The sequence below is a fragment of the Bradyrhizobium sp. SZCCHNR2028 genome (assembly GCF_032380995.1).
Taxonomy (GTDB): domain Bacteria; phylum Pseudomonadota; class Alphaproteobacteria; order Rhizobiales; family Xanthobacteraceae; genus Bradyrhizobium.
The window spans coordinates 96,251-108,903 of record NZ_JAUHJF010000016.1; the positions used below are offsets into that span (position 1 = coordinate 96,251).

9 protein-coding genes are annotated in these 12,653 nt (G+C 66.5%); 4 read left to right on the forward strand and 5 right to left on the reverse strand.

The window, feature by feature from the left end; genetic code table 11:
* Positions 1-25: 25 nt before the first annotated feature.
* Positions 26-1,363 carry an MFS transporter gene (locus QX121_RS23250; RefSeq protein WP_315813136.1) on the reverse strand — a complete coding sequence of 446 codons (1,338 nt, stop codon included), beginning with the start codon at positions 1,361-1,363 and terminating at the stop codon, positions 26-28.
* Positions 1,364-1,799: 436 nt separating this feature from the next.
* Between QX121_RS23250 and QX121_RS23255 the strand changes: the two genes are divergently transcribed.
* Together QX121_RS23255 and QX121_RS23260 are read left to right on the forward strand one after the other, a co-directional pair.
* Positions 1,800-2,825 (forward strand): histone deacetylase family protein, encoded by a 1,026-nt coding sequence (locus QX121_RS23255; RefSeq protein WP_315813137.1) that lies wholly within the window; start codon positions 1,800-1,802, stop codon positions 2,823-2,825.
* A 224-nt stretch (positions 2,826-3,049) separates the two neighbouring features.
* A complete protein-coding gene (locus QX121_RS23260) occupies positions 3,050-4,483 on the forward strand; it encodes a lysophospholipase (RefSeq protein ID WP_315813138.1) in 1,434 nt (477 codons plus the stop codon).
* A gap of 13 nt (positions 4,484-4,496) precedes the next feature.
* Here QX121_RS23260 and ppsA read toward each other — a convergent pair whose 3' ends face one another.
* Positions 4,497-6,950, reverse strand: coding sequence for a phosphoenolpyruvate synthase (ppsA, locus tag QX121_RS23265; protein WP_315813139.1), 2,454 nt, complete (start codon positions 6,948-6,950; stop codon positions 4,497-4,499).
* 174 nt (positions 6,951-7,124) lie between these two features.
* Here ppsA and QX121_RS23270 point away from each other — a divergent pair, with 174 nt between their 5' ends.
* Positions 7,125-8,252 carry an SbmA/BacA-like family transporter gene (locus QX121_RS23270; protein ID WP_315778094.1) on the forward strand — a complete coding sequence of 376 codons (1,128 nt, stop codon included), beginning with the start codon at positions 7,125-7,127 and terminating at the stop codon, positions 8,250-8,252.
* On the opposite strand, the gene QX121_RS23275 is transcribed toward QX121_RS23270, so the two are convergent.
* Genes QX121_RS23275 through QX121_RS23285 form a run of 3 tightly spaced genes read right to left on the reverse strand, consistent with a single transcriptional unit; the run spans position 8,212 to position 11,484 of the window.
* A complete protein-coding gene (locus tag QX121_RS23275; protein WP_315813140.1) occupies positions 8,212-9,150 on the reverse strand; it encodes a 1-phosphofructokinase family hexose kinase in 939 nt (312 codons plus the stop codon). The two genes, QX121_RS23270 and QX121_RS23275, sit on opposite strands and share 41 nt — an antisense overlap.
* Before the next feature lie 6 nt (positions 9,151-9,156).
* Positions 9,157-10,137: a glucokinase gene (gene glk, locus QX121_RS23280; RefSeq protein ID WP_315813141.1), complete on the reverse strand. Its 981-nt coding sequence runs from the start codon at positions 10,135-10,137 to the stop codon at positions 9,157-9,159.
* A 3-nt stretch (positions 10,138-10,140) separates the two neighbouring features.
* Positions 10,141-11,484, reverse strand: a complete 1,344-nt coding sequence (locus tag QX121_RS23285; protein ID WP_315813169.1) for a GH1 family beta-glucosidase — start codon at positions 11,482-11,484, stop codon at positions 10,141-10,143.
* A 213-nt stretch (positions 11,485-11,697) separates the two neighbouring features.
* Here QX121_RS23285 and QX121_RS23290 point away from each other — a divergent pair, with 213 nt between their 5' ends.
* Positions 11,698-12,648 carry an ABC transporter permease gene (locus QX121_RS23290; protein WP_315798198.1) on the forward strand — a complete coding sequence of 317 codons (951 nt, stop codon included), beginning with the start codon at positions 11,698-11,700 and terminating at the stop codon, positions 12,646-12,648.
* Positions 12,649-12,653 lie beyond the last annotated feature (5 nt).

Consider the following 12,653-nt stretch of genomic DNA (forward strand, 5'->3'; position numbering starts at 1 on the left):
GACCACGCGAAGCGCGGCGTGGTGCTCAGGAGGTTCGGAGCTGGACGCGCTGGATCTTGCCGACGATCAGCAAGTAGGCACACGCCGCGACCAGGGCGTTGAGGCCGACGAACACCAGCGCGCCGTTGAACGAGCCGGTGGCCGACAGGATGTAGCCGATCACGATCGGGGTGGTGATGCTGGAGAGGTTGCCGAAGGTGTTGAACAGGCCGCCGGAGACGCCGCCGGCTTCCTTCGGCGAGGTGTCGGAGACGACCGCCCAGCCGAGCGCGCCGATGCCCTTGCCGAAGAAGGCCAGCGCCATCAGGCCGACCACCAGCGCTTGGCCGTCGACATAGTTGCAGCCGATGATCGCCATCGACAGCAGCATGCCGCCGACGATCGGGATCTTGCGGGCGAGCGTCAGCGATCCCGTCTTGCGTAGGATGGCGTCGGAGATGAAACCGCCGAGCACGCCGCCGATGAAGCCGCACAGCGCCGGCAGGGTGGCGACGAAGCCGGCCTGCAGGATCGACAGGCCGCGCTCCTTGACCAGATAGACCGGGAACCAGGTCAGGAAGAAATAGGTCAGCGTGTTGATGCAGTACTGGCCGATATAGACGCCGAGCATCATGCGGTTCGACAGCAACTGTCCGATGTGCGACCAGGTCGGACCACCGGAGGCGGCCTTGGCGTCTTTCGCGCCCTCCATGTCGACCAGCGCGCCGCCGTCCTTGATGTAGTCGAGCTCGGCCTGGTTGACGCTCGCGTGCTCCTTCGGTCCGTACATGGTCCTGATCCAGATCAGGCCCATGAGGATCCCGAGCGCGCCCATCACGGTGAAGACGTGGCGCCAGCCGAACGCGTGCGCGATCCAGCCCATCAGCGGCGCGAAGATCACGGTCGCGAAGTACTGCCCCGAATTGAAGAAGGCCGACGCCGTGCCGCGTTCGCTGCTCGGAAACCAGGCGGCGACGATGCGGGCATTGGCCGGGAAGCTCGGTGCCTCGGCGAGACCGACCATGAAGCGCAGCGTGAACAGCGCGGTGACGGCGGCGGCGCCGGAGAAGAAGCCGATCCAGCCCTGCATCATGGTGAAGATCGACCAGATCACGATGCTGCAGGCATAGACCCAGCGCGAACCGAAGCGATCGAGCAGCCAGCCGCCCGGCACCTGCGCGAGCACATAGGACCAGCCGAAGGCGGAGAACACATAGCCCATCGCCACGGGATCGAGATGCAGCTCCTTGGACAGCGAAGGTCCTGCGATCGACAAGGTCGCGCGGTCGGCATAGTTCACGGTCGTGACCAGGAACAGCATGGTCACGATAAACAGCCGCACGCGCGATCGGCGCAGTTCGGCCGTGGTTACGATTGCGCTCATGCGCGCCACCTCTCTTGTCACGTTCCTCGAGAACTGTCCTAGAGGAGAGGGAGGGCCGCGGTCCAAACCGAAGCCTGTATCGATCGATCCAAATTTTGGATCAATCCCGGGGTCTCCATGCCGGGCAAAGGCTTCTCTCCTGACCATACGCGCAGGAGCCGATCAGGATTGCCCGTCGAGTTTTTCAGATTTCGTGGCGCATTCCGACGGCCGTCGCGGCAACCGCCAGCATGGCGGGCGGATCTCTCCCACCGCGCCTCACGCGCCGGATCGCCTGGATCCCGGCAAATTCGCTGCCGACAAGATGCGAAGCGCAGCGGTCCGTTCCGCCGGTTGGAAGCCGCCCACGGACCAATGGACGTGCGAACCATCTGTGCTTGTATCGGCTGCTACTGCGTGCACAATCGTCGGTGCAAGCGAACAGGAGCCATTGCGCGTGAAGGCCGTCTACACCGAGCTGCATCGCAGCCATGATCCGCAATTCTATCTGGTGCGCGGCGTCGTCAAGCGCACCACCGAGCAGCCCGAGCGGGCGGATCGTCTGCTTGCGGGATTGAAGGCCGGCCATCACGAGTTGGTCGCGCCGATTCATTTCGGCCAGGAAGCTCGCGCGCGCGTGCACAGTCCGGAATACCTCCATTTCCTGGAAGAGGCGTGGGACGCGTGGGCCGCGCTCGGCGATGCCGGTGCGGAGATGATTCCGAACATCCATCCCGTTCGCAATGCCGCCACCTATCCGACGCACATCGTCGGGCGGCTCGGCTGGCACACGACCGACACCTCGGCGCCGATCGGGCCGGGGACGTGGGAAGGCGCCTGCGCCGCGACCGACGTGGCTGCGACCGCGGCGCAACTGCTGCTCGATGGCGAGGATGCGGCGTATGCGCTGTGCCGGCCGCCGGGCCACCATGCCTATCGGGACATGGCCTCGGGCTTCTGCTTCATGAACAACTCCGCCATTGCAGCCGCGCATCTGCGTCAGCGCCACGAGCGGGTCGCCATCCTCGACGTCGACGTCCACCACGGCAACGGCACGCAGGGCATCTTCTACGAGCGGCCCGACGTGCTCACCATCTCGATCCACGCCGACCCCACGCACTACTACCCGTTCGTCTGGGGCTATGCGCATGAGCGCGGCGCAGGCGCGGGCCTTGGCGCCAACCTCAACATTCCGCTGCCGCTGAAGAGCGGCGACGACACCTATCTCAAGGCGTTCGAGACCGCGGCCAAGACGATCCATGCGTTCGCGCCCGGCGCGCTCGTGGTCGCGCTCGGTCTCGATGCCTCCGAGCACGATCCGCTCAAGGGGCTCTCCGTGACGACGCCGGGTTTCCGCCGCATCGGCGGCGCGATCGCGCGGCTCGGCCTGCCCACGGTGTTCGTGCAGGAGGGGGGCTACCTCTCGGACATTCTCGGGCAGAACTTGACCGCAGTGCTCGGAGGTTTCGAAGCGGCGCGGTAAGCCTTCATCTCCTCCTCGTGATCTCTTCCTGGTGTGCGCCGAGAACGCCATCGCATATCATTCGCATGGCTACGCTTGACGTGCGGAGGCGAGCCGCGACGCGGCCGCTTCAGGCTCGACAGTGCGGGCGACTGTTCGAAACATTCAGGTCCGATTGCTGCACCATTTAACAAGTGCTAGGCTTTACGAACTACCCTCGGCTGTAGTCGGCTCGGAGGGACGTGATGAAGCGGCGAATGATCGGCCTGGATACCCCGGTCGCGGGACCCGAAGAGGCGTTGGCCCAGCCGATGGCCAAACTGACCGGGCCGGAGTTCGGCTCTGCAGCCTTGGCCGGCCGGCCATCCCGCCGAAGGCTGCTGGCCTCAGCCGGCCTCGGCCTCGGCGCTGCGGCCGTATCGTTCTCAGCCGGCCCGGCGATCGCGCAACCACGTGACGGCGCAAGCCTCGGCCGGCCGGTGCGCGTCAGCAAGGACCGGCTCGATGCGCTCGCAGCGAAGCTCCACGCCGTCTTCAATGAGCACAATATCTTGCCGCCATTCTCGGCCGAGAAGCACGGGGCGCGGGTCGACGTCGAACTGCGCCGGCTGACGACCTACACGCGCGTCCCCGAGACCGGTGAGCGCGTCAAGGTCAGCGGCCTGCTCGCGCTGCCCGCCGATCACAAGGGCGCACTGCCGGTCGTGTCGTGGCAGCACGGCACCATCCTGTCGTTCGATCAGGTCCCGTCCAATCTCGTCAGACTGGCCGATCCGAACTACGAACCGCGCGACAATGTCGATTCGATCGAGACGCTGTTCAACGTCCAGCGCCTGGTCGGCAACGGCTTTGCATTGATCGCGGCCGACTATCTCGGCAAGGGACCGTATCGCCAGGGGCGAGGCGAGGCCTATGCGGTGAAGGACGCGACCGTGCAGTGCTGCCTGGACGTGCTGAACGCGGGCCTGCTCGCGCTCGATCATCTCGGCCTGCGAAAGACCGGGCTGTTCCTGAACGGCTGGTCGCAGGGTGCCTTGAACACGCAATGGCTGCGCCAGGAGCTGCAGCGGCGGCGCGTCGCGGTGGCGGCGAGCGCAACGCAAAGTCCGTTCAATAATCTTGCGGATTCGATGCGCTATTGGGTGTCGGCCGAACCGGGCAGCGCGTCGACTGACAGCACCTACCCGAAGCAGCCGATTTGGATCACGCCGTGCGTCATCGTCCTCCTGGGCAGCTATCGCCAGTATTACCGGCTCGGCGACCTGTTCAAGACCGCGATCAAGCCGCGACACCTCGCGCTGGCCGAGAAATACTGGTCCGACTACAGCATGGACGAGACGTTCAGCAAGTCGGTGCCGCAGCCCTCGGACCTGCTGGTCGACGGCTTCTTCGAGCGCTTCACCCACGAGACCAACAGCCGCTTCCTCCGCCGCCTGGCCGGCAACAGCTCGACCTATTGGGATTATGACGCCCCGATGCGGTTCTACTACGGCCTTCTCGACGAGGCGCTGCCGCCGAGCCTGGTCAAGATGCCGCTGGCGGCCGACGGCCGCTTTGCGCAAGGCACAGCGGTCACCGGCGCCAGCCATCGCGGCACGTTCCTGGCAAGCCTCTATGGCGGCGGCGACGTCATGGGCGGCGCTTCGACCGTGCTGGACTTCTTCAAGGCCTGCTCTTGAGCTTCGGCCATGATCAGCTCGCCAGCGCTTGCGGCGTGCGCGAGGCAAGCTCCCGCTCCGCGGTGCGGACGATCTCCATGGTGCGCACGACGCTCGCCGGATTGACGCTGATCGAATCGATGCCGAGTTCGGCCAGATAGCGCGCCACTTCGGGATAGTTGGCCGGCGCCTCGCCGCAGATGCCGACATGGCGACGGTTGCGATGCGCGCCTTCGACCGCCATCCTCAGCATCGCCAGCATGCCGGGATCGCGCTCGTCGAAATCGAACGCGACGATGTCGGAATCGCGGTCGACGCCGAGCGTGAGCTGGGTGAGATCATTGGAGCCGATCGAGAAGCCGTCGAAATGTTTGGCGAACTCGTCGATCAGGATCACGTTGTTCGGGATCTCGCACATCATGTAGATCTCGAGCCCGTTCTCGCCACGCACCAAGCCGTGCCCGGCCATCGCCGCGATCACCTTGCGCGCCTCCTCGACGCGGCGGCAGAACGGGATCATGATCTTCAGATTGGCGAGCCCCATCGTGTCGCGCACGCGCTTCAACGCCGCGCATTCCAGCGCGAAGCCGGCGGCGTAGGCGGGATGCGCATAGCGCGAGGCGCCGCGGAAGCCGAGCATGGGGTTCTCTTCCTTCGGCTCGAAATCGGAGCCACCGATCAGGCTGGCATATTCGTTGGTCTTGAAGTCTGAGAGGCGCACGATCACCGGTCGTGGGTAGAACGCCGCGGCGATGGTGCCGACGCCTTCCGACAGCCGCTCGACGAAGAAGTCGGCGGGCTTCTTGTAGCGCGCAGTCAGGCGCTTGATCGTCGCGCGGTCCTTTGCCGCGGTCACCTTTGCGGGCGTCGCCAGCGCCATCGGGTGGATGCCGATCGCCTGGTTGATGATGAACTCCATGCGGGCGAGGCCGACGCCATCGTTCGGCAGCAGCGCGGTCTTGAAGGCCAGTTCGGGATTGCCGAGATTGACCATGATCTCCGTGCGCGGCTTCTCCAGGCTGTCGATCGCCAGGCGCTCGACACCGAACGGCAGTGCGCCGTCGTAGACATGGCCGGCATCGCCCTCCGCACAGCAGACGGTGACGGTCGTTCCGGTCTTCGCGCGCTTGCTGAAATCCTCCGTGCCGACCACGGCCGGCACGCCGAGCTCGCGGGCGATGATCGCGGCATGGCAGGTGCGGCCGCCATGATCGGTGACGATCGCCGCCGCGGTCTTCATCACCGGCTCCCAGTCCGGACTGGTCGATGCGGCGACCAGCACCTCGCCGGGGCGGAACGCGTTCAGATCCTTGGGAGTGCGGATCAGGCGGATCTTGCCGGTGGCGATCCTTTCGCCCACGGCGCGGCCGGTTGCCAGCGCCTTGCCGGTCTTCTTCAGAACGTAGGTCTCGATCGCTTCGGGCCGCCGCTGCGAGGCCACCGTCTCCGGCCGCGCCTGGATGATGTAGAGCGCGCCGTCGCGGCCGTCCTTGGCCCATTCGACGTCCATCGGTGTCGGCCTGCCGGCCTTCTGCGAGTAGTGCTCCTCGACGACGATGGTGGCCTGCGCGAGCTCCAGCACGTCGGCATCGCTGATGCAGAATTTCGCCCTGTCAGCCGGCGGCGTCGCCTCGGTGCGCGTCGTGGGGCCACGACTGCGCGCGCCGGGCTTTGCGCCGGCTTTGGCATAGACCATCCGTTTGTCCTTGGCGCCGAGCCGGCGCGACAGCACGCTGCGGAAGCCGGCCGCGAAGGTCGGCTTGTGGACGTAGAATTCGTCCGGATCGACCGTGCCCTGCACGATGGTCTCGCCGAGGCCGTAGACCCCGGTGATGAAGGCGACATCGCGAAAGCCGCTTTCGGTGTCGAGTGAGAACATCACGCCGCTCGCGGCGCGGTCCGAGCGCACCATCTTCATCACGGCGACCGACAACGCGACCTTGTCGTGGTCGAAGCCGTTGTCGATGCGGTAGGAGATCGCGCGGTCCGTATAGAGCGAGGCGAAACAGCGGCGGCACGCCTCGAACAGGTCCTTGGCGCCGCGAATGTTGAGAAAGCTCTCGTGCTGGCCTGCGAAGCTCGCATTCGGCAGGTCCTCGGCGGTGGCCGAGCTGCGCACGGCAACCGCGACGCCGCGGCCATACTCCTGCTCCAACTGCTTGTAGGCCACTGTGACCTCGTGGCGCAGGTCGTCACGGTCGGTCGCCGCGAACACGATCGCGCGGGCCTTCGCCGCGCGCTTGGCGAGGTCGGCAATGCGGCGCTTGTCGAGGCCGGCGAGCAGCTTCCGTAGCTCGTCGTCGGCTCCGGCCGCGCGCAGCGCATCGCGATAGGCGGCCGCCGTCAGTGCGAAGCCGTTGGGCACGCGCACGCCGTGCGACGCCAGCGCCGAATACAGCTCGCCGAGCGACGCCGTCTTGCCGCCGACGCCGGGCACGTCCTCGATGCGGAGATCCTTGAACCAGCGGATGTAGCTAGGTGCCGTCATCGGTCATCTCCCGCATCGCAGCGCGAACCTCAGTTTGTCGCGGCGGGCGGCGGCTGCCTTGCGCAAGATCAAGCAGGGCGCTCCGCGAGCTCCTTAAATCGCGGGATGACAACGGTTCCACCATAGGCGAGGATGTTTGCTAAAACCCATCGATCACCTCCATCCGGATCACCAATGATCTCCGACGACCAGAACGAGGACGGCAATCGCGAATGGTCGCGGTTTTGGCTAACGGCGCGGCAATTCTGGCTCGGATCGACGGCATGGCGGGTCTGGCTGCTCTGCGTCGCCCTGGTCGTCCTCGTGGTGCTCCAGCTCTACGTGCAGTTCCGCTTCAATTACTGGAACAGGGATTTCTTCGACGCGCTGGAGGGCCGCGATCCGACGCGGCTGCGGCAGCAGGCCGCTCTGCTCATTCCGCTTTGTCTGGCGAGCGTCGTGCTGGCGATCGTCTCGGTGTGGGGCCGCATGGTGATGCAACGCAGCTGGCGGCAATGGTTGAGCGCCAAGGTGATCAATTACTGGGTCGAGAACGACCGCTATGCGCGGCTCGCGACGGTGCAGGGCGATCTGAAGATTCCGGAGTATCGCATTGCCGAGGACGTCCGCATCGCCACCGATGCGCCGATCGACTTCGTGGTCAGTGTGATCTCCTCGCTGCTGACGGCGGTCGTGTTCGTCCAGGTGCTGTGGCAGGTCGGCGGATCCATCGGCTTCGTCGTGGGCGGGCAGCAGTTGTGGATTCCAGGCTACCTGGTGGTCAGCGTCGTCATCTATTCCGGGCTGGTGACCGGGGCCATGCTGTGGGTCGGTTCGCCGCTCACGCGCGTCATCCAGACCAAGAACCAGGCCGAGTCGGAGCTGATCACCGCGGCCCATCACTTGCGCGACATCGGCGAAGGCATCGCGCCCAAGCAGGAGGAACGCGGCGTCATTGCCGGGCTGTGGATGGCGCTCGACCGCACGATCCAGCAATGGAAGCGGCTGTGCTGGCAGCTGATGCGCAACACCCTGGTGTCTCATCTGAATACGCTGCTCGCGCCGATCATCGGCCTCGTGCTGTGCGCGCCGAAGTTCCTCGGCGATCAGATGACCCTGGGCGAACTCACCCAGGCAGCCGCTGCGTTCACGCTGGTGCAGGGGTCGTTCAATTGGATGGTGGACAATTTCAACCGCCTCGCCGAGTGGATGTCGTCGCTGGAGCGCGTCGGCGGGTTGCTGCTCTCGCTCGATCGGCTCAACGGTGATGCGGCGAGCGATGTCACGCCGTCTCGAGCCGCACGTCAGCCTGCAGACGGCTGACGTCGGCGGGATCGCACAGCGCGGTGCCGGTGCGCAGCAGCGCCGCGGCACCTGCGGCGACTGCAAAGCGAAACGCGTCGTCCAGCAACTCGCCAGCGGCGAGCTTCGCGACCAGCGCGCCGAGAAAGCTGTCGCCGGCGCCGACCGCGTTGACCGGCACCATCGTCAGCGGCTGAGCGCGCAGCACGCGGTCGCGGGTCACCAGCAGGGCGCCGAGATGACCCATGGTCAGCGCGACGGTGCCGGCCTTGCCGCTCGCGACCAGCGCGTGGGCGGCTTTCTCCCACGCCGCTGCATCGGGCAGCGTGCCGCCGGCCAGTTCTTGCATCTCGTGCAGCGACGGCTTCATCAGGTCGATGCCGCCGGCAACCGCCGCGGCCAAAGCTGGACCCGAGGTGTCGAGCACGAATTGCGCGCCGCGTGATCGTACAAGCGTCGCAGCGCGCGCGTAGAAGTCGGTCGGGACGCCGCGCGGCAGGCTGCCGCTGCCGATGACGAACCGGGGGAACGGATCCTGGGCTGCGAGCAAGGCAAGGCCGGCCTGCCATTCGGCCTCGGTCAGCGTCGGACCCGGCAGGATGAAGCGATAGGGCTGGCCGCTGACGCGCTCCTGGACGAAGAAGTCCTCACGCGTGTCCTCGGCCGTCGCCCAGGTGCGGCTGGCGACGCCTTCCTTCTCGACGAGCTGCTTCAGCAGCAGGCCGGTCGGACCGCCGACCGGATAGAGCGCGGTGACGTCGCCGCCGAGGCGGGCGATGACACGGGCGACGTTGATGCCGCCACCACCGGGATCTCGCTGTTGCGTCGTGCCGCGCAGCTTGGCCACCGGCACGATTTTCTCGACGCTCGTCGAGACGTCGACGGCCGGGTTCGGCGTGATCGTGACGATGTCGCTCATTCGATCTCAGTGCGTCGGGGAGCCGCCGCTCGCGGTGATGCCGGCCTCGAAGAACGATTTGAGACCGAGGAAGCTGATGTCGGGCTTGGTGACGATGTGCACCGGGATCGGCCGCAGATAGCTGTCATAGCGTCCCTTGCTCTCGAACTGCCGGCGGAAATCGGATCGTGCAAAGTAGTCGGGAAACCGCGGCGGGATGCCGCCGGCGATGTAGACGCCGCCGCGGGCACAGAAGGTGAGCGTCAGGTTGCCGGCGACGGCGCCGAGCCAGGCGCAGAACATGTCGAGCGTGGCGCGGCTGGTGGCGCAGCCGCCGTCGAGCGCGGCGCTGGTGATGGCGGCGGCGTCGCGCTTCGGCACCGAGGCTCCGTCGACGGCCGCGATGGCATGATAGACGTTTTCGAGACCCCTGCCGGACAGCGCGCGCTCGATCGAGACATGGCCGAAGTGCTCGCGCATCTTGGCCAGCACTGCGGCCTCGCGCGCGGTGGTGGCCGGCAAGGTGGCGTGACCCGCCTCGGTGACGGCAACCGTGGGACGGCCGCCGCCCGGCAGATAGCAGGCCGCGCCAAACCCGGTGCCCGGGCCGATCACCAGCATCGGCGCGCCGGCGACCGCCGCGCTGCCGCCGAGCGGATACAGATCATCCGGCCGCAACGCCGGCAGCGACCAGCCGACGGCCTCGAAATCGTTCAGCAGCTTCGCCGAGCGGAGATTGAATTGCGCGGCCAGCTCGGCGCCGTCGATGGCCCAGGTGCTGTTGGTCAGCATGCCGCGATTGCGCTCGATCGGCCCGGCAATATCGAGCACGGCCGCGGAGGGCGCGCCGCCTTCTGCGTGCCGCGACAGGAAGGCGGTGATCGCATCGGCAATGGTGGCGAAGTCCGCGACCTTCAGGTGCTCGACCTCGCCGATCGCGCCATTGTCGAGCAGCGCGAAGCGCGCATTGGTGCCGCCGATATCGCCCAGAAGAACGCGATCGCTCATGCCTCAGTCTTCCGCCCGGTTGTACGACCCGTCGGAGGTCCGGTGGGCCGCGATCATGTCCGCATACCATCGCGCAGACGCCTTGGGAATGCGACGCTGCGTGGTGTGGTCGACATAGACAATGCCGAAACGCTGCGAATAGCCTGCCCCCCATTCAAAATTATCCAGCAGCGACCACACGAAATAGCCGCGAACGTCGGCGCCTTCTTTCACCGCCTGTTCCATGGCGGCAGTGTAGGCCTTGAGATAGGCGATCCGGTCCACGTCATGAATCTGGCTGTCATTGCCGAGGACGTCGGCAGCCGCGGTGCCGTTTTCGAGCACGTAGATCGGAAGCTGGAACCGCTGGTGGATATCCAGGAGCGTGTCGCGGAACGCACCGGGCACGACCGGCCAGCCGATCGCGCTGCGCGGCACGGTGTCGGGCGCCGGCCCGAAGCTCGCCCCGATCAGGTTGGTGTCCGCCCTCACGTAATGCGGCGAGTAGTGGTTGAGCCCGAACCAGTCGACGGGCCGTGCGATCTGCGCCATGTCGCCGGGCGCGACAAATGGCGCGACGGCCTCCGCCAGCTCCGGCGGGTAGCTGGCAAACGCTTGCGGGAACGGGAAGGCGTCGTTCCAATAGGCCGCGAGCCGCAGCGCCGCCGCGGCGTCCGCCGGCTTGCTGGTGCAGGGATAGCAGGGCTGGCGGTTGTGGATCGCGCCGATCGAGGCGCCGGCAACGTCCTTGCGCAGCACGTCGACGGCGCGGCCATGGCTGAGATTGACGTGGTGGATCGCCTTGTGCAGGGCCGTCTTGTCGGCCACGCCAGGGGCATGCCAGCCGAGGCCGTAGCCGAACAGCGTGAACACGCAGGGCTCGTTGAAGGTGGCGAAGCGCTTGACCCGGTCGCCATAGCGCCGCGCGACCAGCGCGGTATAGTCGGCGAACCAGCCGGCGATGTCGCGGTTCTGCCAGCCGCCGAGCGCCTCCAGCGCCTGCGGCAGGTCCCAGTGGTAGAGACAGAGCCACGGCTCTATCTCAGCGGCAAGCAGGGCGTCGATCAGGCGGTCGTAGAAGGCGAGGCCGGCTTCGTTGGCCGCGCCGCGGCCTTGCGGCAGCACCCGCGGCCAGGAGATCGAGAAGCGATAGGCGTTGAGGCCGAGCTCTTGCATCAGCACCACGTCGCCGGCGTAGCGATGATAATGGTCGCATGCGGTCTCGGCCGTGTCGTTGGTCTTGGTGCGGCCCGGCGCGCGCAGAAAGACATCCCAGATGCTGTCGGCGCGGCCGTCGAGATGGGCTGCGCCCTCGATCTGGAAGGCCGAGGTCGAGGCACCCCAGAGAAAGCTCGGACGGATGGTCATGATCGAGAGGGGCCCTTGCGTTGTTGCGATCAGCCGCATGATGGCGGTCGCCGGCGCTCCGCCGTTGACCGGGATCAAGCCGACGATACCGTGGCCGGTGTGGCCTGCGAAGATGTCCTGCGCCGGGCAATGGCAATCATGCAGGCAACAGGCTTGCATCGGAGCCGAAAGCTGTGGAACGTGCGGCCGCCGAAAACTGGAGTCCCGGCGCGAATGAGCGTTTTTCTGCTGCGGCGCTGCCTGACCTTGCTGGCGACCCTCGTCGGCGCGTCGCTGATCATATTCCTGGTGCTCGACGCGCTCCCGGGCAACGCCGCCCAGATGCTGATGGGCGCGGATGCCTCGCCCGATGCGGTCAGGGCGCTGACGGTCAAGCTCGGGCTGGATCAGCCGCTGGCCTGGCGCTACCTGCACTGGATCGGCGGCATGCTGAGCGGCGATCTCGGCAACAGCTATGCCTATGGCACGCCGGTGGCCGAACTGATCCGCGAGCGGCTGGCGATGACGATTCCGCTCGCGATCCTGGCCATGGGACTCACGACCGTGCTGGCGCTCGCGGCCGGCATCTACACGGCCGCCAATCACAACCGCCTCGGCGATGTCGGCGTGATGTCCCTGACCCAGATCGGCATCGCCTTGCCGAACTTCTGGTTCGCGATCCTCCTGATCCTCCTGTTTGCGGTGAAACTGCAATGGCTGTCGGCCGGCGGCTTCCCCGGCTGGGAGGACGGCACTTGGCCGGGGCTGCGCGCGCTGCTGTTGCCGGCTGTGGCGCTGGCGGTGGTGCAGGCCGCGATCCTGGCGCGGGTGACGCGCTCTGCGGTGCTCGACGTTCTGCGCGAGGATTTCGTCCGGACCGCGCGCGCCAAGGGCCTGACGAAGCGCGAGGTGCTGTGGCAGCACGTCTTGCGCAACGCGATGATCCCGGTGCTCACCGTGATGGGCCTGCAATTCGCAAACCTGCTGGCCGGCACCATCGTGATCGAGAACGTGTTCTATCTGCCGGGCCTGGGGCGTCTCATCTTCCAGTCGATCGCCAATCGCGATCTCATCGTCGTGCGCAATTGCGTCATGCTGCTGGCGGCGATGGTCATTATCGTCAACTTTGTCGTCGACGTGCTTTATGCGGTGATCGATCCGCGCATCAAGGTGCACGAGCTGTGAGTTCG

What these genes read in the sequence shown, in the direction of transcription:
- QX121_RS23250 (WP_315813136.1), bottom strand. Translation starts at nt 1,363, where the DNA reads ATGAGCGCAATCGTAACCACGGCCGAACTGCGCCGATCGCGCGTGCGG.
- QX121_RS23260 (WP_315813138.1), top strand. Translation starts at nt 3,050, where the DNA reads ATGAAGCGGCGAATGATCGGCCTGGATACCCCGGTCGCGGGACCCGAA.
- ppsA (WP_315813139.1), bottom strand. Translation starts at nt 6,950, where the DNA reads ATGACGGCACCTAGCTACATCCGCTGGTTCAAGGATCTCCGCATCGAG.
- QX121_RS23270 (WP_315778094.1), top strand. Translation starts at nt 7,125, where the DNA reads ATGATCTCCGACGACCAGAACGAGGACGGCAATCGCGAATGGTCGCGG.
- QX121_RS23275 (WP_315813140.1), bottom strand. Translation starts at nt 9,150, where the DNA reads ATGAGCGACATCGTCACGATCACGCCGAACCCGGCCGTCGACGTCTCG.
- glk (WP_315813141.1), bottom strand. Translation starts at nt 10,137, where the DNA reads ATGAGCGATCGCGTTCTTCTGGGCGATATCGGCGGCACCAATGCGCGC.
- QX121_RS23285 (WP_315813169.1), bottom strand. Translation starts at nt 11,484, where the DNA reads ATGACCATCCGTCCGAGCTTTCTCTGGGGTGCCTCGACCTCGGCCTTC.
- QX121_RS23290 (WP_315798198.1), top strand. Translation starts at nt 11,698, where the DNA reads ATGAGCGTTTTTCTGCTGCGGCGCTGCCTGACCTTGCTGGCGACCCTC.